The sequence below is a fragment of the Amycolatopsis sp. WAC 01376 genome (genome assembly GCF_003947415.1).
Lineage (GTDB): Bacteria > Actinomycetota > Actinomycetes > Mycobacteriales > Pseudonocardiaceae > Amycolatopsis.
Genome location: NZ_QHKL01000003.1, coordinates 199,278 through 217,146, shown reverse-complemented (window position 1 = coordinate 217,146; position 17,869 = coordinate 199,278). Strand labels below are relative to the sequence as shown.

The 17,869-nt window shown below is 68.9% G+C and carries 18 protein-coding genes; 4 read left to right on the top strand and 14 right to left on the bottom strand.

The features are described from left to right. Nucleotides 1-26 precede the first annotated feature (26 nt). The 9 genes from DMH03_RS17680 to nadD all read right to left on the bottom strand — a co-directional run bounded on the left by DMH03_RS17680 (nt 27) and on the right by nadD (nt 7,002). Entirely contained in the window at nt 27-284 is a 258-nt protein-coding gene (locus DMH03_RS17680) for a hypothetical protein (protein WP_125793129.1), read from the bottom strand. Between the two features lie 261 nt (nt 285-545). After that, nucleotides 546-2,030 (bottom strand): recombinase family protein, encoded by a 1,485-nt coding sequence (locus tag DMH03_RS17675; protein ID WP_125793128.1) that lies wholly within the window; start codon nt 2,028-2,030, stop codon nt 546-548. Continuing rightward, nucleotides 1,952-2,863, bottom strand: a complete 912-nt coding sequence (locus tag DMH03_RS17670) for a ComEC/Rec2 family competence protein (RefSeq protein ID WP_233611547.1) — start codon at nt 2,861-2,863, stop codon at nt 1,952-1,954. The genes DMH03_RS17675 and DMH03_RS17670 overlap by 79 nt, the downstream gene beginning before the upstream one ends. Further along, nucleotides 2,860-3,585: a ComEA family DNA-binding protein gene (locus DMH03_RS17665; protein ID WP_125793127.1), complete on the bottom strand. Its 726-nt coding sequence runs from the start codon at nt 3,583-3,585 to the stop codon at nt 2,860-2,862. Before DMH03_RS17665 ends, DMH03_RS17670 begins: the two co-directional genes overlap by 4 nt. A 146-nt stretch (nt 3,586-3,731) precedes the next feature. After that, nucleotides 3,732-4,577: a DegV family protein gene (locus DMH03_RS17660; protein WP_125793126.1), complete on the bottom strand. Its 846-nt coding sequence runs from the start codon at nt 4,575-4,577 to the stop codon at nt 3,732-3,734. Nucleotides 4,578-4,587: 10 nt separating this feature from the next. Beyond that, nucleotides 4,588-5,313, bottom strand: coding sequence for a diglucosylglycerate octanoyltransferase (gene octT, locus DMH03_RS17655; RefSeq protein ID WP_125793125.1), 726 nt, complete (start codon nt 5,311-5,313; stop codon nt 4,588-4,590). 3 nt (nt 5,314-5,316) lie between these two features. Next, nucleotides 5,317-5,931: a histidine phosphatase family protein gene (locus DMH03_RS17650; protein ID WP_125793124.1), complete on the bottom strand. Its 615-nt coding sequence runs from the start codon at nt 5,929-5,931 to the stop codon at nt 5,317-5,319. Further along, nucleotides 5,928-6,347 carry a ribosome silencing factor gene (gene rsfS, locus DMH03_RS17645; protein WP_125785920.1) on the bottom strand — a complete coding sequence of 140 codons (420 nt, stop codon included), beginning with the start codon at nt 6,345-6,347 and terminating at the stop codon, nt 5,928-5,930. The genes DMH03_RS17650 and rsfS overlap by 4 nt, the downstream gene beginning before the upstream one ends. Nucleotides 6,348-6,369: 22 nt before the next feature. Further along, the gene (gene nadD, locus DMH03_RS17640; RefSeq protein WP_125785921.1) at nt 6,370-7,002 is read right to left on the bottom strand and encodes a nicotinate-nucleotide adenylyltransferase; all 633 of its coding nucleotides are present in this window, start codon (nt 7,000-7,002) and stop codon (nt 6,370-6,372) included. A gap of 161 nt (nt 7,003-7,163) precedes the next feature. Here nadD and DMH03_RS17635 point away from each other — a divergent pair, with 161 nt between their 5' ends. The 3 genes from DMH03_RS17635 (at nt 7,164) to argS (ending at nt 12,444) form a co-directional block, all read left to right on the top strand. Next, the gene (locus DMH03_RS17635) at nt 7,164-9,269 is read left to right on the top strand and encodes a RecQ family ATP-dependent DNA helicase (protein ID WP_125793123.1); all 2,106 of its coding nucleotides are present in this window, start codon (nt 7,164-7,166) and stop codon (nt 9,267-9,269) included. A 91-nt stretch (nt 9,270-9,360) separates the two neighbouring features. Then, a complete protein-coding gene (locus tag DMH03_RS17630; RefSeq protein ID WP_125793122.1) occupies nt 9,361-10,647 on the top strand; it encodes an MFS transporter in 1,287 nt (428 codons plus the stop codon). Between the two features lie 72 nt (nt 10,648-10,719). Then, complete coding sequence (gene argS, locus DMH03_RS17625) at nt 10,720-12,444, top strand: arginine--tRNA ligase (RefSeq protein WP_125793121.1); 1,725 nt, start codon at nt 10,720-10,722, stop codon at nt 12,442-12,444. On the opposite strand, the gene DMH03_RS17620 is transcribed toward argS, so the two are convergent. After that, complete coding sequence (locus DMH03_RS17620) at nt 12,439-13,713, bottom strand: NAD(P)/FAD-dependent oxidoreductase (protein WP_125793120.1); 1,275 nt, start codon at nt 13,711-13,713, stop codon at nt 12,439-12,441. The two genes, argS and DMH03_RS17620, sit on opposite strands and share 6 nt — an antisense overlap. A gap of 89 nt (nt 13,714-13,802) precedes the next feature. Between DMH03_RS17620 and DMH03_RS17615 the strand changes: the two genes are divergently transcribed. Continuing rightward, a complete protein-coding gene (locus DMH03_RS17615) occupies nt 13,803-14,438 on the top strand; it encodes a TetR/AcrR family transcriptional regulator (RefSeq protein WP_125793119.1) in 636 nt (211 codons plus the stop codon). Between the two features lie 48 nt (nt 14,439-14,486). Here DMH03_RS17615 and proB read toward each other — a convergent pair whose 3' ends face one another. From proB to rplU, 4 genes are all read right to left on the bottom strand, one after another. Continuing rightward, nucleotides 14,487-15,596, bottom strand: coding sequence for a glutamate 5-kinase (gene proB / locus DMH03_RS17610; RefSeq protein WP_125793118.1), 1,110 nt, complete (start codon nt 15,594-15,596; stop codon nt 14,487-14,489). Then, complete coding sequence (gene obgE / locus DMH03_RS17605) at nt 15,593-17,050, bottom strand: GTPase ObgE (RefSeq protein ID WP_125793117.1); 1,458 nt, start codon at nt 17,048-17,050, stop codon at nt 15,593-15,595. The genes proB and obgE overlap by 4 nt, the downstream gene beginning before the upstream one ends. A gap of 108 nt (nt 17,051-17,158) precedes the next feature. Continuing rightward, entirely contained in the window at nt 17,159-17,416 is a 258-nt protein-coding gene (gene rpmA, locus DMH03_RS17600) for a 50S ribosomal protein L27 (RefSeq protein ID WP_086846674.1), read from the bottom strand. 38 nt (nt 17,417-17,454) lie between these two features. Continuing rightward, on the bottom strand, nt 17,455-17,769 hold the full coding sequence (rplU, locus tag DMH03_RS17595; protein WP_005158538.1) for a 50S ribosomal protein L21: 315 nt from the start codon (nt 17,767-17,769) through the stop codon (nt 17,455-17,457). Between the last annotated feature and the right edge of the window lie 100 nt (nt 17,770-17,869).

The window sequence follows — 17,869 nt, the reverse complement described above, 5'->3', positions numbered from 1 at the left end:
GTCCTTGATTTCCTCGGGTGGCTGACTCATTCCTCCTTGGCTCGTTTGAACGCTGCGGCAGCGGCCTTCCGGCCGATCTCGACGTAGTGCCGGTGCCGTCGCTGTTCGACGAGTACGGCCAGTTCCTCGGCGTCGAGCAGGCCTTCCGGGTCGATCTCGCGGGCGAAGCGGCGGCGGAGGCCGTCCTGGACGGCGGCACCGTGAGCACGGCGTTCCTGCGGCCCAGCGTTGTCCCAGCGCCTACGCGCTAACGCACGCGCGGCACTGCTGGCGTTTTCAGACATGAAGGTTCACCATCTCGAATAAGGTGGATTCCCGGCTGCGATTGCCGGTTGATGTGACTCCAGATTAAACGCATTAAATGGCCACCCGCAAGGCCGTAAACAGCATTGGGAATACGAGCCGATTTGAGGGCGGCTATTAATTCACCCATTTATTAGCCGCCCCGAAATCGGCTCGAAAATTCTGACCAGCACGTTTACGAAACCGGGCACGAAAAAGGGCCACCCCCAGCGGGAGCAGCCCTTGCCGTCGCGACGAAATCGTTACTTCGCCTCGTGGTGCCACAAGAAGTCCAGCGCCGCCGGATCGCGCCACCGGCCGCGCCCAGTCGGCAGGATCACCGGCACGCCGAGCACGCGAATCACCTCGCGCCGCTGCGGAACGGTCAGCCGCTCCCAACGCTCACGCGCGCCCGGTCCGGCGATCTGTGCGAGCAGAGGGGACGCGGCGGCAGCGTGCTGCTCAGCGCGCCGCTCAGCGGCCCGGATCAGCGGGATCAACTCCTTCTCGATCCGGGCGACGCCCTCGTCCGAAATCTCGCCGCGCGCGCCCCGGCTATAAAACTTCTCCAGGCGAGCCCGCAGAACCGCAGCTTCCTGCCGTGCGGCGTTGGCCTGTCCGCTCTCGTCGGGGACCAGCAACTCCAGGGCATCCTCGCGCTCCAGGCGGCCGATGACGACCTCGGTGACGAACGTGTCGACCAGCCCTTGTGTGCGGGCGACGCAGAACTTCCTCTCGCACGCATACGAGGGCGTTCCGCGGTTCTTGATCCGGCGGCACCGGGCACCACACATCTCGCCGTTTTCCAGAGTCTTTCCGCAGCGTGCGATGTTCACGAGCAGATGCTTTGTGCTGCCGTCCGCGTACGATTTACGGCGAGGGTCGCACAGCTTCGCGACAAGCTGGTCGTGCAGATCGCGGGACTTCTTGCGCGCCTCGCCGGGATCATCGTCATCGTCGAGAATCGCCGGCCAGCTGGCCTCCACGCCAGTGGCGATCTCGTTGTTGTGCACGCGATACGCGGCGTAGGTCGGGTTGATCGCCACGCGCCGAACGCGGATGCCGTCCCATCGCGCGCCTTCAGGGAATTTCTTCGTCGGGCGGGTACGGATGCCGCGCTCGTTGAGGTCGGTGGCGATCGTGGCCAGCGGTTCCCCGGCCAGCGCGCGCTTCGCGATTTCCCGGACGATCGGCGCCGTTTCTTCGTCAGCGACCCAATTGTCGAGTTTCCCGGTCTCGGGGCTGCGGATGGGGCGGTAGCCGAACGGGGGTTTCCCGGTCGGGCGGCCAGAGGCGAGCGACGATCGGCTGCCGCGCTTCACGCGGCGTTGAGTCTTGCCCGACTCGCGAACGGCAAGCGCGGCTTGCAGGTCGAGCTGGAACGCGTCCTCTTCGTCTGCGAGGTCGTAGACCCGGCCGCCGACGCCGATCTTGACATCGTTCTCCTCGCACGCGGCGAACAGTGCGGCGAAGACTCGACGGTCACGGGAAGCGCGACTCAGCTCCCAGCAGAGCAACAGGTCGATCTCCCCGGCCTCGATCGAAGTCATCGCCTGTTCCCAGCCCGGCCGGGCCTTGGTGGCGAACTTCGAAGCGGAGCGGCCGTCGTCGCGCTTGACCCAGACCGTGCGCCACGTGGGCTCCCGCGCGACCCAGGCATCGTTTTCGATCAGCTGGTCGTCGACGGAGCGTTCGTTGAGGTGGGAGGCCCGGCCGTACTGGCCGACGCGCACGATGCCACTTGACATGCCCCATGTGTAGCACGAACAATGTCTCCGCTCACGGCCATCAGGTGGGACATGCCGGAGTCCGTGAACTCGCGTTCGACCCTCGGGGACAGTGTGCTCGTGTCCCCCACGACCAGTCCTGGCACCAGACCGGCCTGCTCCTCCGGGAGGACGGCGCACAGCTCCCGGAGCCCGGTGCGCAGCGATTCCGCGGCTCGCTGCCACCAGGGCGCCGGTCCGAGGGCCGAGGGCGGACCTCGCACCGAGAGGACCGCGACCGTGAGCTCGGCCCCCTTCGCCGGTGCGAGCCGCCCGGAGGCGGTGACCTGCTGCCCGGGCAGCAGGTCCGTCCACCCCTCGGCGGGAGCGAGCAGGAGGATCCGGCCGGCCGAATCCACCGCCCGCTCACCCGTCACCACGGTGTCCACCGTCGCGGCGATGACCACCAGGCGGGTGCCTGCCCGGCGATCGGCGTATCCGGCACCGCGGACCGGACGTGGCCGCTCGGTGACCACCACCTTCGTGGTGACTTCGCTCCCCCGTGCGGCGGCGGCACGGAGGTCGTCGTGCTCGGCGGCCCGGATCCGCAGCGCCACCGGACCGGCGGTGAGCACGCCGAGGACCGCGAGCGCGCCGAGGCCAACCACCCACCGGGACGCCGTCCGGTGGGCACGGACACCGGCGGTGATCGCGAGCACCACGGCGACCGCACCGCAGAGCATCGTGATCCACCAGCCGCCCAGCAGCCCGGAAAGAGTGCCGAGCCAGGCCGTCGCCGCGGCCGGTACCAGCCGCAGGTCCTGCCCTCGCCACGACGCGGTGTCCACTTCGGACGGATCGGCGGACGGGTTCATCCGACGGACACCAATTCCCGGACCTTCTTGAATTTAGATTCGCCGATCCCTTCTACTTCACGGAGTTGCTCGACACTGGTGAACCCGCCGTGCCCGGACCGCCAGTCGACGATGCGTTTCGCCATCACCTCGCCGACCCCGGGCAGGGTGTCGAGTTGCTCGGCCGTGGCCGTGTTCAGGTCGAGCGGCCCCACCGGTGCCGCCGTTCCGGCCGCGGCCGGAACGGCGACGCCGACGGCCACCTGCTCGCCATCGGTGAGCCGCCTGGCCAGGTTCACCCCGGTCAGATCCGTTCCGGGCTGTGGCCCACCGGCCGCCGTGAGGGCATCGGCGACCCGTGCGCCCGGAGGGATCGTGACCAGGCCGGGTTTGAGCACCCGGCCGACGACGCTGACCACCAGAGGTGCCTTGGCCGCCGCGGCGGCGGGGGCGTCTCCGGCGGCCTTCGCCGACGGCAGGGGCGGCGCGGTCTCCGCCCCTGGCCGGTGTCCGAACAAGGCGATCGCGCCGGTCACGATCACGGCCACCGCGATCAGCACGGCCACCACGGCGAACCACCGCCTGTTCACCGGGATCCCGTCCGCCGTGAACCGGGCGGGCACCCAGCGGCGGGCGAGCCTGCCCACGGGCGGGCCCTGGCTGGGCGACGACAGCTGCGCGGTCAGCCACGCCAGCCTGGCGTTGACGGAGGGACCCGGTGGACGGGCGGTTTGGTCGAACACGTGAACGACGCTACGGAGCGGGGATGGCGGGCGGCAGTGGCAAATCCCGGGGCTGTGGACAAGTGGGGTGTTGTGGACAACTCGGCCCCTGCCGAGGCCGGATCACCGGTTTCCGTCGGTGCCGTATGGGAAGCTGGCGGATTGCCCTAACCCGCGCGCTGGATCACGACACCGAGCACACCGGGGCCGGTGTGGGCCCCGATGACCGCGCCGATCTCCGAAACCACGCACCCCTCCGGGCAGCTGATGGCCTCCTCCAACCGGTTGGCCAATTCGACGGCGCGTTCCGGGGAAGCCAGGTGATGGACGGCGATGTCGGCGAGTCCACCTTCGGCCGCCTTCACGGCGAGCTCGACCAGGCGAGCCACGGCGCGATTCATCGTCCGGACCTTCTCCAGCGGCTGGATCCTGCCTTCGGATATGTGGAGCACCGGTTTCACCGCGAGCGCGGTGCCGAGGAGGGCGGCGGCCGGGCCGATCCGCCCGCCACGGCGCAGGTATTCGAGGGTCTCGACGGCGAACAGGGTTTCCGAGCGGCTCACCGCGTCGACCGCCGCGGCCTCCACTTCGGCCGGATCCGCCCCGTCCGCGGCGGCGCTCGCCGCTCGCAAGGCGGCGAAGCCGAGCCCCATCGCGGTGCTGCGTGAATCGACCACCCGCACCTTGTCCGGCCCGACCTCCTGAGCGGCAAGCACCGCCGCCTCCCAGGTCCCGGACAACTCACGGGACAGATGGACCGACACGACGGCGTCCGCGCCCTCGGCCAGCGCCGCCCGGAACTCCTTGACGAACTCGGCGGGTGTCGGCCGGGACGTCGTCACCAGACTGCGTTTGCCGAGCGCCTCGGCCAAGGCCGCGGGCCCCATTTCGACGCCGTCGAGAAAGACGACACCGTCCACGAGGACGTGCAGCGGGACCACCCGGATCCCGTTCCGTTCGGCGAAGCCTTCCGGCAGGTGGGCGGTGGAATCCGTGACTACGGCGACCGACACGGCAGCCAGCCTACGTTGCCGCGGGGCGGAGCACCGGGGCCATCAGGCGGGCCATTTCCGCGCCGACGGCGGCATGTCCTTCCCAACCCCAGTGCATGCCGTCCGGATTGCCCCGGCCGCTCAGCACGTGTTCGCCGACGACGGCTTCGAGATCGAGCAGCGGGACGTCCGCGCGACGGCCCCAGTCGGCGAGGGCGGCGGCGGCACCGGCGCGGGCGGTGTGGACGCGGCCGTACGAGTCGGATCGATGCACGGAGGGCAGCATGCCGAAGATCGGCAGTTCCGGTCGCAGCGCGCGCAAGGCTCCGACAGCGGTGTCGAGATACTGGACGGTGAGCTTCGACGGCAAGACCACCGGACGACCTCGGAGTGCGATCGCGAGCCGGGGCTGAGCGGCCAGGTACGCCTTCCGCACCACGCGTCGCAGCGGGTCGGGCCGCAGATAGCGGAGACCTGTGCGCAGGTAGGTGGGCAGCGGCGAGGGCAGGGTGTCCATGCTCCCGATGGCCAGCACGACGGCGTCGACGTGATGGAGGTCGGCCCAGACACGCGGATCACCGATCAACGACCACCAGGCGTCACGGGCATTCCAGCCGAACCCGGCGACGAGGTCCGCGACGCCACCGAGCGCTTCGGCGGTGATGTTGGGCCACAGACGCGCGTCGTCGGCGGCGTGCGGGCCGTCGGGGCCGTGGAAGCTGAGGGAATCGCCGAACACCAGCAGGCGCGGGGCCATGGGTCAGCCGGTGATGCCCGCGTTGTAGGCGGCCAGCCGCCAGTTGCCGTCGCGCCGGGTCAGCTCGACCCAGTGACAGTTCGCGATGCCGCCCAGCGCCGGCCAGGAGGTGACCGGGAGACCGAGCAGTTTCGCGGTCAGCGCGATGATCAGGCCACCGTGCGTGGCGAGCAGCACGGCGTCGCCCGCGTCGGAATTGGGCAGGTCCAGGTCCGCGACGACCTCCATCGCGCGTTCGGCGACGTCCACCCGCGACTCGCCACCGGGCGGGGCCCATGTCGCGTCGACGCGCCAGCGTGCGCGTTCACCCGGGTACGACTCGTCGACCTGCTGGCCGGTGAAGCCCTGCCATTCACCCAGATGGGTTTCCCGAAGACGCTTGTCGATCCGCAGCGGGACGCCGATGGCCTCCGTGAGCACGGTGGCCGTGTCGGTCGCGCGGCGCAGATCCGAGGCGATCACCAGATCCGGCGAGAACCGGGCGAGCGCGGGCACGGCGAACCTGGCCTGGTTCCAGCCGACCGGCGTCAACGCGGAGTCCAGATGCCCCTGCATCCGGCCCGCCGCGTTGTAATCGGTCTCACCGTGGCGCCAGAGCACCAGCCGCCGCGGGCTCATGGGGCGCCTTGCGCGTCGGCGGGGTCCTCCTCGGCTGGGTCCTGATGATCCGGCACTGCCAGACCGGCGACCTCGATCCGCGGGCAGTCCTTCCAGAGCCGCTCGAGACCGTAGAAGGAGCGTTCCTCCTGGTGCTGGACGTGGATGACGACGTCGACGTAGTCCAGCAGGACCCAGCGGCCCTCACGGGCGCCTTCACGGCGGACGGGCTTGTGCCCGCCGAGCCGCAGCTGCTCCTCGACGTTGTCGACGATGGCGCCGACCTGGCGTTCGTTGGGCGCGGACGCGATAACGAAGGCGTCGGTGATCACCAGCTGGTCGGACACGTCCAGCACGACCACGTCGCTCGCCTTCTTGTCCGCCGCCGCATGGGCGGCCGCTACGGCCAGCTCTCGTGCCTCGGACGTGGCTGTCACAGTTCTCCTCAAACAGATGGCTTTACTCGCGGGTGCGCCCGACGAGGGTACCCGGTGGGGAACCCCGGTCTTTCCGATAGAGGTCCTTTTTGGCGATGTAGCGCACCACACCGTCGGGGACGAGGTACCAGACGGGCTCCCCGGCCTCGACCCGCTCACGGCACGCGGTGGACGAGATCGCCATCGCGGTCACCTCGACGAGGCTCACCTTCCCGCTCGGCAGATGCTGCGAATTGAGCCGGTAGCCAGGCCTGGTGACGCCGATGAAATGCGCCAGGTCGAACAGCTCGTCGGCGTTGCGCCAGGTGAGGATCTGTTCGAGCGCGTCCGCGCCGGTGATGAAGAACAGCTGGTCGTCGGGATACTCCGCACGCAGGTCGCGCAGGGTGTCGACGGTGTAGGTCTGCCCGACGCGGTCGATGTCGACGCGGCTGACCGAGAACACGGGGTTGGACGCCGTCGCGATCACGGTCATCAGGTAGCGGTCCTCGGCCCGGGTGACCACTCTGTCGGACTTCTGCCACGGCTGACCGGTGGGCACGAAGATGACCTCGTCGAGCGCGAACCGGGACTGGACTTCGCTGGCCGCGACGAGGTGCCCGTGGTGAATGGGGTCGAACGTGCCGCCCATGACCCCGATCCTGCGTGGTGACATGGGTCGTGAGCCTATACAGCGCGCACGGCTTCACGCGCGGGTCGCCGGACCCACCGACCGGTGGTGATCTGGGTCACATTACAGTCCGTTCCATGGATGAACGGTCCGTTCACGACATGCCGATCGCGACTTCGTCGGTGGCATGGGGTAGAGGTGGGGACGTGGACACATCGACTCTCCGGGACCGCGCCGAGACCCTCCTCCAGTCGTTGGCGGGCGACGGCGCCCGCCTGCGTGACGACCAGTGGACGGCCATCGAAGCGCTGGTCGCGCACAGCCGTCGCGCGCTCGTCGTGCAGCGCACCGGCTGGGGGAAGTCCGCGGTGTACTTCCTGGCCACCGCGTTGCTGCGGGAACGCGGCAACGGCCCGACCGTGATCATCTCGCCGCTGCTCGCGCTGATGCGCAACCAGATCTCCGCGGCGGCGCGGGCGGGTATCCGCGCGGTGACGATGAACTCCGCGAACCCGCAGGAGTGGGATCAGGTCCAGGCCGCGATCGCGGCGGGCGAGGTCGACGTCCTCCTCGTCAGCCCGGAACGGCTCAACAACCCGGACTTCCGCGACACCGTCCTGCCGAAGCTGACCGCGACGGCCGGCCTCCTCGTGGTCGACGAGGCGCACTGCATCTCGGACTGGGGCCACGACTTCCGGCCGGACTACCGGCGGCTGCGGACGCTGCTGAAGGATCTGCCCGACGGCGTCCCGGTACTCGCCACCACCGCGACCGCGAACGACCGCGTGGCGACCGACGTCGCCGAGCAGCTCGGCATCGGCAACGGGGGCGACACCCTCGTCCTGCGCGGCAGCCTGGACCGCGAAAGCCTGCATCTGTCGGTGGCCAAGCTGCCGACGTCGCAGGCCCGGCTCGCCTGGCTGGCCGAACACCTGGCGGAGCTGCCGGGATCCGGGATCATCTACACGCTCACCGTCGCGGCCGCGCACGATGTGGCCGGCCTGCTGACCGAGCGCGGCTATCCGGTCGCCGCCTACACCGGGAAGACCGACCCGGCGGACCGGCAAGCGGCCGAAGACGATCTGCTGAACAACAACGTCAAGGCACTGGTGGCCACTTCGGCGCTGGGCATGGGGTTCGACAAGCCGGACCTGGGCTTCGTCGTCCATCTCGGCGCTCCGTCCTCCCCCATCGCGTACTACCAGCAGGTCGGCCGTGCCGGTCGTGGTGTCGATCGCGCCGAAGTGATCCTGCTGCCGGGTCACGAGGACAAGGACATCTGGGCGTACTTCGGTTCGCTGGCGTTCCCGGACGAACTTCGGGTGACCCAGGTGCTCAACGCGCTGGCGTACGCGGACCGTCCACTGTCGACACCGGCGCTCGAACCGTTCGTCGAGCTCTCCCGCTCCCGGCTGGAGATGGTCCTGAAGGTGCTGGACGTCGACGGCGCCGTGCGCCGGGTCAAGGGCGGCTGGGAAGGCACCGGCGAAGAGTGGCGCTACGACAAGGAACGCTACGCGCGAGTGAGCGCTGCGCGGACCAACGAACAGAACGCCATGCTGGCGTACCTGGAGACCACCGGCTGCCGGATGGAATTCCTGCGCAAGCAGCTCGACGATCCCGAAGCCACTCCCTGCGGACGTTGTGACAACTGCACCGGAAAGCATTGGGACACCACGATTTCCGACGACGTCGTCGACGCCACCCGGCAACGGCTCCGCCGTCCGGGGGTCGAGGTCGCGCCGCGGAAGATGTGGCCGACCGGGATGGCCGGGCTGGACGTCCCGCTTTCCGGACGGCTGCCGGCAGGCGAGCAGGCCGAGACCGGCCAGGTCGTCGGCCGTGTCACCGACGTCGGCTGGGGCACACGGCTGCGTGAACTCGTCGGCCCGGCCGCGGCGGACGCCGAACTCCCCGATCCGGTGTTCCAGGCCTGTATCGAGGTGCTCAAGGGCTGGCAGTGGACGGAACGTCCGGTCGCGGTGGTGGAGGTGCCCTCCGCCACGCGGCCCCAGCTGGTGCACAGTCTCGCGATGAAGCTGGCCTCGATCGGACGGCTGGACTATCTGGGCGCCATCACCTCGGCGGGGCCGCCTCCGCGGCAGGCGAACAGCGCGCAACGGCTGGCCGATCTGTGGAAACGCCTCAGCCTTCCCGACGAGCTCGCCGCCGAGGTCGCCGCGGCCGAGGGCCCGATCCTGCTGGTCGACGACCTCATCGACACCGGGTGGACGATGACGTTGTCCGCGCGTCTGCTCCGCCAAGCCGGAGCCCGTGCGGTGCTGCCGTTCGCTCTCGCCAGCACTTCGTGACCGAGGAGCCCGATCCCGGCATTCGACAGGTTCTTTCCCGCGCGGGAACTTTCTGGCAAGGTTCCGTCCACGCGCGAGTACGGAGGTGCCGATGGCGGAGGCGACGACGGAGCGGCTAGAGCATCGGCTGCCGGTGAAGAAACTGTTCGCCGCCAGTGTCGGGAACGCGCTGGAATGGTTCGACTGGACCATCTACGCGACCTTCAGCATCTACTTCGCCAGCGAGTTCTTCCCCAAGGGCAACGAAGCCCTCGCGTTGATCAACACCTTCGCCACGTACGCGCTGGCGTTCTTCTTCCGGCCGCTCGGCGGGATGTTGCTCGGCCGCTTCGCCGATGTCAGAGGCCGGAAGCCCGCGATGATCCTGACCATCGTGCTGATGGCGGGCGGTTCGGTGGCGATCGGCCTGCTGCCGACGTTCGACCAGGTCGGCTGGTTGGCCCCGATCCTGTTGCTGCTGGCGAGGGTGGCGCAGGGATTGTCGCTCGGCGGCGAGGTCTCCAATGCTTCGGCGTACCTGGGTGAGATCGCCCCGCCCACCCGGCGCGGGCGGTACTCCGCCTTCTTCTACATCTCGACCGGTTCCGCCGTCCTGCTCGCCTCGATCCTCGGGTTCGTGCTCGCGCGGACGATGTCCAAGGCGGATCTGACCGCGTACGGCTGGCGGATCCCGTTCCTGCTCGGCGGCGTTCTCGGCATCATCGGCCTGTGGCTCCGGCGCAGTCTCGCCGAGACGGAGATCTTCGAGGCGAAGAAGTCGACGGCGCGCCGGGTCGAACGGCCGCTGCGCACCACTCTTCGCGAGCACCCTCGGGCCGTCGTGCAGCTCGTCGGTTTCTCGATGCTCTCGACCCTTTGCTACTACACGTTCTTCAGTGCCCTGACGTCGTTCGCGGTCAAGACCCGCAAGGCCGACGACGTCGACGTGTTCCTCGCGTTGTCGATCGCGACGGCGTTGTTCGTCGCGCTTCAATACCCGATGGGTGCGTTGTCGGACCGCTTCGGCCGGAAACCACAGCTGCTCTTCTGGTCGGCGGCGACCGCGATCCTCATCGTCCCACTGTCCACTTTGGTCCGGCCGGGACTGCCGGGGTTGTTGGTCGTGTTCTGCGTCGGGCTCTGCCTGTACACGGCGATGACGTCCATCGCGCCCGCGATCATGAGCGAACTGTTCCCCACCGAACTACGCGGGCTGGGCATCGGCGCCTGGTACAACCTGACCGTCGCGCTGTTCGGCGGCACCGCTCCCCTGGTGCTCACCGCGCTGTCCGACGCCGGACTGTCGACGTTGTTCTTCTGGTACGTGGCCGCCGGAGCGGCGATCGCGTTCTTCGTCATCCGGACCCTGCCGGAGACCAAGGGCAGCGACCTGCGCTGAAAACTCCGTCGCCGACAACGCGGTGAGGTGGCTACCCTCGCGCTCCTACGACGAGCGCGAAGGAGGGGCACCGTGTTGTTCGGCGATGTGAGCGAGGAATTGGCGCGACGCGTGGTGGAAGCCCTCCGTCACGTCACCGACATCGAGCCGCCGTCCGCACTGGTGCGGGTCTCCTCGCAGAGCGGGGTCGACTATCAGTGCGATCTGGCGATGAGTCTGGGCAAACGGCTCGGCAAGCCGCCGAGGGAAATCGCCGCCGACATCGCGGCACGGCTCGACGTCGCCGATATCGCCGAGCCGCCGGAGGTCGCGGGGCCGGGCTTTCTCAACTTCACGCTGCGCTCGTCCTGGCTTGCAGAGCGGACGACCGCGCTCAACGGTGACCCACGGCTGGGCGTCGGGGTGACGCCGCGACCGCGGCGGATCGCCATCGACTACAGCAGCCCGAACGTGGCGAAGGAAATGCACGCCGGGCATCTGCGGTCGAGCGTCATCGGTGACGCCATCACGCGGCTGTCGCGGTTCGCCGGGCACGAAGTGATCCCGCACAACCATCTCGGCGATTGGGGCACTCCGTTCGGCATGCTGATCGAGCACCTGCTCGACGAACGCCCGTCAGGTCCTTACACGATCGGAGACCTCAACGGCTTCTATCGGGCCGCCCGGTCGAAGTTCGAAACCGACGAGGACTTCGCGACCCGGTCACGGGAACGTGTGGTGCTGCTTCAAGGCGGCGACGACGAGACCTTGTCGCTGTGGCGGCGTCTGGTCGACGAGTCGACCCGGCATTTCAGCCAGGTCTACGAACTCCTCGGGATCGGCCTGTCGAGCGAGGACATCTACGGCGAGAGCTTCTACGGCCCGTTTCTCGCCGCGGTCGTGGACGACCTGACCACCGCCGGGTCGACCGAGATCAGCGATGGCGCGGTCTGCGTCTTTCCCGACGGTTTCCGCAACCGGGAAGGCGAGCCGCTGCCGCTCATCGTGCGGAAGCGGGACGGCGGTTACGGCTATGCCGCCACCGACCTCGCGACCCTGCGCTACTGGACGGAACAACGTGGTGTCACCGATCTGCTCTACGTCGTCGGAACGCCACAAGCACAGCACTTCGCGATGGTGTTCGCCGTCTGCCGGGCCGCTGGCTGGCTCAGCGAGGAGCATCGGGCCGAGCACATCGGGTTCGGCTCGGTGCTTGGCGAGGACGGCCGTGCCATGAAGACCCGCGCGGGTGAATCGGTCCGTCTTTTCGATCTGCTCACCGAGGCGGTTTCCCATGCCGCCGAGGTGATCGAGGGCCGAGGCGACCTCTCCCCCGAGGTCCGGGAAGAGGTCGCCAGGGCGGTCGGGATCGGCGCGCTCAAATACGCGGATCTTTCCGGCGATCGCGAGCGTGACTACGTCTTCTCCTGGGAACGCATGCTCTCCAAGAACGGGAACACGTCGGTCTACCTGCAGTACGCCAACGCACGGATCCGTTCCGTGCTGGCGAGGGCGGATCAGGACCTCACCGGAGCGCGGATCCTGCTCGGCCATCCCGCGGAACGGGCACTGGCGCTCGCGCTGACCCGCTTTCCCGAGGCGGTCGGCGCGGCGACCGCCGGGCATCTCCCCCACAAGCTGTGCACCTACCTGTACGAAACCGCCGTCGTGTTCTCGCGGTTCTACGAACTGTGTCCGGTGCTGGACGCGGAAGGCGACGGCGTCCGCGACTCTCGTCTGCTGCTGGCCGAACTCACGTCGAAGACCTTGACGCTGGGTTTGTCCCTGCTGGGCATCTCCACCCCTGCCCGGCTATGAGTCGCCGTGGTCGCTGAAGACCTTGCGCTTCAACGGAGGCACCGCCTGGAAGAAGCGGAACATCCCTCGCGCCATCGTGCGACCCGCCCGGTTCTCCGAAACGAACTGACGGGCGCTGCGTTCCGAGTCGCGCACCGCCGCGAAGCCGTAGTCCCGCATTCGCCGCTCGTAGTCGGCGATCGCGGGAAGCAGCGTGCCGGTCTTCCGCGCTTCGATGAGGTTGCGGCACAACAGTTGCGCGTCCCGGAGCGCGGTGTTCGCGCCGATGCCGCGGAACGGGGTCATGCTGTGGATCGCGTCGCCGAGCAGGGTGACGTTGCTCGTCGGCCATGGCTCGACGGGCTTCGAGGTGAAGATCGGCAGCCGGGACACGGTCCCTCCGGGCGAGCCGGCGACCAGTTCCTTCAACGCATGGTCCCAGCCGTCGATCAGGTCCAGCACCAAGGCCCGCAGCGCTTCACCGTCCAATGAGGACAAGTTCTCCGGATAGCGCCGGCTGTCCGCCGCGAACGCCCACATGATGTAGCTCGAGGTGTTGTCGAACAGGACGGGGTCGTGGCCGGCGGTCTCGTCGTTGACCGACGAAGCGTCGGTCAGCTCGTGCGGCGCACTGAACAGTCCCGCGCCGGTTCGCGGCATCACCATGCTCGGGCCGTCGGTGAGCCGGGAAGGCAAACGCTTGCGGGTCTCGTCGTTCAGTGGATGCTTGCCCGCGATCGCGACGATCCCGGTGTCCACTCGGCCGGCTTCGGGCAGGAGCTGTCCGCGAACCCGGGAGTTGGCCCCGTCGGCGCCGACGACCAGGTCGGCCTCGACCGTGCTGCCGTCGGCGAACTCGCAGACGACCGCTTCGCCCTCGCGGCGGTAGCCGACGAACTCCTTGCCGTGGTGCAGAACTCCGTCGAGCCCGTCGGACAGCACCTGGTGCAGGCTGATCCGGCTGACCGAGTGGTGGTTCGACGCGGGATCGGGGCTCGACGTGAGTTCGCTGTCGATCACCATCAGCTCCCGCAACCGCTCGGTCACGAAGGTGAACGGACCGCTCGTGGTACCGACGGTGGCCAAGAACCGTTCCCAGAGTTCGGGCGGCAGGCATTCGTGCAGTGCGGCCGAGCCGTGCGGGTTGATGTGCACGCGATAGCCCTGCAGGCGTTCGGTCCGGGTGCGGCTGCGCTCGTGGACGGACACGTCGATTCCCGCCTTGCGCAGCCCGTGCGCCAGGCAGAGCCCGCCCGTTCCGCCGCCGATGATCGCGATTCTCGTGGTCATGGGTTCTCCTCTCTCCGCCGTCCACTATCAACCGTGTGGATAATTAAGTCAACCATACGTTTGAAAGAGTCAGCGGCTAAGGTGATCCCATGTCCGAAGCCGCCCCGCGCAGCCCACGCCGCGCCCCCGTCGAACGCCAGCGCGACCCCGAGCGCACCAAGACGCAGCTCCTGGAGGCGGCGAAGGCCGAGTTCGGCGCGAAGGGTTACGCCGCGGCACGAGTCAGCGAGATCGCCGCGAAGGCGGGCGTGAACAAGCAGCTGATCTCGTACTACTTCGGCGGCAAGGAAGGGCTGTACAACGCGCTGACCGCGACGATGTACGACGGCTACGCCGCGGTCGCCGACCACGACAGGCCGTTCGCCGAAGTGGTCCGGTTCTTCGTGCAGTCAGGGGTCCGGGACCACGATCTCGCCAAACTGTTCCTCTGGGAGAACCTGACCGATGGCGCCCCGGGCGCGATCGGAGTCGAAGACCAGCGCGAATTCCTCCGGCGGCAGGTCGAGTACGTCCGGGCCCGCCAGGCCGCGGGCGACTTTCCCGCCGACCTCGATCCGGCGTTCCTGCTGGTGATCTTCATGGCCGCGTCCAGCGCCGCGCTGGCCCTGCCCCGGATCGTGAGAGCCGTCTCGGGTCAGGAGCCCGACTCGGCCGAGTTCGCCGAGGCGTACGGCGAACAGCTGGCACGGCTCGTCGGCCACCTCGCCGATCCGGGGAAGCGATAGTAAAGGCCCCCTGCTATTCGCTTGAGCCTTTCGGTGGGGCCTGGTGCCCTAGCGACGAAGGGGGACGAGGTCGTCCGCGTGGACGACCTCGCGTCGCTGTTCGGCGGGGAGGTCGTGGCTGGAGCGGCCGATGAGGTCGGGCAGTTCGCCCGCGTCGAAAGCCACGACGCCGCGCGCCACGGTCCGCTGCCGGGTGTCGACCAGGTCGACGACGTCGCCCGCCTGGAAGTCGCCGTCGACGCCGGTGATCCCGGCGGCGAGCAGGGAGCGGCGACGACGGACGACGGCCGCGACCGCGCCGTCGTCGAGATGCAGTTTCCCGGACGCGCCCGCGGCGTAGCCCAGCCAGAACCGGCGGGCCGACAGCCGGGAGTCCGCGGCGGCGAACGCCGTGCCGACCTCGGCGGTCGTGAGGGCTCGCGCGGCCTCGGAAGCGGCGGCGAGCAGGACCGGGATGCCGGCGCCGGCGGCGGTGCGGGCCGCGGCGAGCTTCGAGACCATTCCTCCGGTACCGAGCCCGGAGCTCGACATGCCGACGGTGATGCCGTCCACATCGGAGTCTCCGGCGACCTCGGCGATCTTACGAGTCGCGCCGTCACGCGGATCCCCGTCGTACAGACCGTCCACATCGGACAAGAGGACCAGGGCGTCGGCGCCGATGAGGTGGGCCACCAGCGCGGCCAGCCGGTCGTTGTCGCCGAAGCGGATCTCTTCGGTGGCCACGGTGTCGTTCTCGTTGACCACGGGCACCGCGCCGAGGGCCAGCAGCCGGGTGAACGTGTTCTGCGCGTTGCGGTAGTGCGCACGGCGCACGACGTCGTCCGAGGTCAGCAGGACCTGGCCGACGGTCAGGGAAAACCGGCCGAACGACTCGGCGTAGGCATGGGCCAGCGCGAGCTGGCCGACGCTGGCCGCGGCCTGCTGGGTGGCGAGGTCACGCGGTCGTTTTCCGAGCGCGAGCGGCGCGAGTCCCGCGCCGATCGCTCCCGAAGACACCAGCACGATCTGCGTGCCGCGGGACACCCGGTCGGCGATCGCGTCGACCAGCGCGTCCAGCCTGGCGACGTCGAGACCGTCGCCGGCGGTGGTCAGCGCGGAGGAACCGACTTTGACGACCACCCGCTTCGCGTCGGCGATCGCACCACGGGTCGAGCTCACTCGTCGTCCATCTCGTCTTCGACACCGTCCGGGCCGTCACGACGGATCCGGCGGGCTTCCTTGCGCTCGGCGGCACCGATCCGGTCGGTGTTCTCCAGCCGCACGTCCGTGCCGCGGCCCGAAAGGTGCACCGCGACGCCCGCCGGGGTCGACGGCTCCCACTCGAACTGGACGTCGCCGATGGTGACCGGGCTCCCCGGTACGGCGCCCTTGCGAGCCAGCGCCTCCTCGACGCCGAGCCGCTGCAACCGGTCCGCAAGGTAGCCGACGGCCTCGTCGTTGCCGAAGCTCGTCTGGCGGATCCACCGCTCGGGACGGACACCCCGGACGATGAAGGCGCCTTCCTCCTCCGGGTCGTGCTCGACGGTGAAGCCCGCGTCGTCGACAGCCATCGGGCGCAGCACGACCTTCGCCGGCTCCGGGGCGGGCTGGTCGGCGCGGTACTTCTCGACCACGGCGGCGAGCGCGTAGGTCAGTTCCTTGAGTCCCTGCCTCGTCGCCGTGGAGATCTCGAACACACTGAGCCCGCGGGCTTCCAGGTCGGGGCGCACGAACTCCGCGAGTTCGGCGGCCTCCGGGACGTCGATCTTGTTGAGCACCACCACGCGGGGCCGGTCGGCGAGGTCGCCGCCGAGACTCGGGGTGTAGCGGGCGAGTTCCTCTTCGAGAGCGTCCATATCGGACAGTGGGTCGCGTCCGGGCTCCAAAGTCGCGCAGTCGATGACGTGCACCAGCACCGCGCAGCGTTCGATATGGCGCAGGAAGTCGAGGCCGAGGCCCTTGCCCTCGCTCGCGCCGGGGATCAGGCCCGGCACGTCGGCCATGGTGAACACGGTCGACCCGGCGGTGATCACGCCCAAGTTCGGCACCAGGGTGGTGAACGGGTAGTCGGCGATCTTCGGCTTGGCCGCGGACAGCACCGAGATCAGCGACGATTTGCCCGCGGACGGGAAGCCGAGCAGGCCGACGTCGGCGACCGAACGCAGCTCCAGGACGAGGTCGCGAGCCTGCCCCGGCTCGCCGAGCAGCGCGAACCCGGGCGCCCGGCGGGCCTTGGAGGCCAGCGCCGCGTTCCCGAGTCCGCCACGGCCGCCTTGCGCGGCGACGAAGGTGGTGCCGGGGCCGACCAGGTCGGCCAGGATCTCGCCGTCCTCCGTCATCACGACGGTGCCGGACGGGACCCGCATCTCCAGCGTCTCCCCCGCCGCACCGGCGCGGTTGCCGCCCTGGCCCAGCTTGCCGTTGCCGGCGCGGGCGTGCGGACGGAAGTGGAAGTCGAGCAGCGTGTGGACGTTCGGGTCGACGATCAGCAGGACGTCGCCGCCGTTGCCGCCGTTGCCGCCGTCCGGGCCGCCGAGGGGTTTGAACTTTTCGCGGTGCACCGAGGCGCAGCCGTTCCCACCGTCACCGGCGGCCAGATGGATCACCGCACGGTCCACGAACCGGGACGCCATGACTTGCCTCTATTCACTCGCGAAAAAAAGGGATACACAAAACAAACGAGGGGTGGGCCCGGATATTCCGGCCCACCCCTCGTCAGAGGTCTAGCTTGAAGCCGAAACTCAGGCTTCGGACGGCACGATGTTGACCGTCTTGCGGCCACGCTTCTCGCCGAACTGGACCGCACCGGCGGCCAGGGCGAACAGCGTGTCGTCGCCGCCACGTCCGACGTTCACGCCGGGGTGGAACTTGGTGCCACGCTGGCGGATCAAGATCTCGCCCGCGTTGACTTCCTGACCACCGAAACGCTTGACGCCCAGTCGCTGCGCGTTCGAATCGCGACCGTTGCGGGAGCTGGACGCACCCTTCTTGTGAGCCATGGCTCAGTCCTCTTTCTGACGAAGATCCGGAGAAAGTCCTACTTGGAGATGCCGGTGACCTCGACGCGGGTCAGCTTCTGCCGGTGACCCTGGCGCTTGTGGTAGCCGGTCTTGTTCTTGAACTTGTGGATCCGGATCTTCGGACCCTTGGTCTGCTCGACGACCTTGCCGGTGACCGAGACCTTCGCCAGTGCATCGGCGTCCGTGGTGACGTCGCCACCGTCCACAAAAAGGACTGCGGGGAAGGTGTGCTCGGTACCCGGCTCGCCTTCGAGCTTCTCGACCTCGACGACGTCGCCGACGGCCACCTTGTACTGCTTGCCGCCAGTCTTGACGATCGCGTACGCCGACACGGAAGTCTCCTGCTTACTCGACAACGGGTGGGGGCTTGCGTGATCGGCCCACCAGGAAAGTCTCGGTGGTCCAGATGCTGCGCAAGGTGCCCGCTCTAGG

What these genes read in the sequence shown, in the direction of transcription:
- rpmA (WP_086846674.1), bottom strand. Translation starts at nt 17,416, where the DNA reads ATGGCTCACAAGAAGGGTGCGTCCAGCTCCCGCAACGGTCGCGATTCG.
- DMH03_RS17675 (WP_125793128.1), bottom strand. Translation starts at nt 2,030, where the DNA reads ATGTCAAGTGGCATCGTGCGCGTCGGCCAGTACGGCCGGGCCTCCCAC.
- obgE (WP_125793117.1), bottom strand. Translation starts at nt 17,050, where the DNA reads ATGGCGTCCCGGTTCGTGGACCGTGCGGTGATCCATCTGGCCGCCGGT.
- DMH03_RS17620 (WP_125793120.1), bottom strand. Translation starts at nt 13,713, where the DNA reads ATGACCACGAGAATCGCGATCATCGGCGGCGGAACGGGCGGGCTCTGC.
- DMH03_RS17650 (WP_125793124.1), bottom strand. Translation starts at nt 5,931, where the DNA reads ATGAGCCCGCGGCGGCTGGTGCTCTGGCGCCACGGTGAGACCGATTAC.
- DMH03_RS17630 (WP_125793122.1), top strand. Translation starts at nt 9,361, where the DNA reads ATGGCGGAGGCGACGACGGAGCGGCTAGAGCATCGGCTGCCGGTGAAG.
- DMH03_RS17615 (WP_125793119.1), top strand. Translation starts at nt 13,803, where the DNA reads ATGTCCGAAGCCGCCCCGCGCAGCCCACGCCGCGCCCCCGTCGAACGC.
- nadD (WP_125785921.1), bottom strand. Translation starts at nt 7,002, where the DNA reads ATGTCACCACGCAGGATCGGGGTCATGGGCGGCACGTTCGACCCCATT.
- octT (WP_125793125.1), bottom strand. Translation starts at nt 5,313, where the DNA reads ATGGCCCCGCGCCTGCTGGTGTTCGGCGATTCCCTCAGCTTCCACGGC.
- DMH03_RS17670 (WP_233611547.1), bottom strand. Translation starts at nt 2,863, where the DNA reads ATGAACCCGTCCGCCGATCCGTCCGAAGTGGACACCGCGTCGTGGCGA.
- DMH03_RS17680 (WP_125793129.1), bottom strand. Translation starts at nt 284, where the DNA reads ATGTCTGAAAACGCCAGCAGTGCCGCGCGTGCGTTAGCGCGTAGGCGC.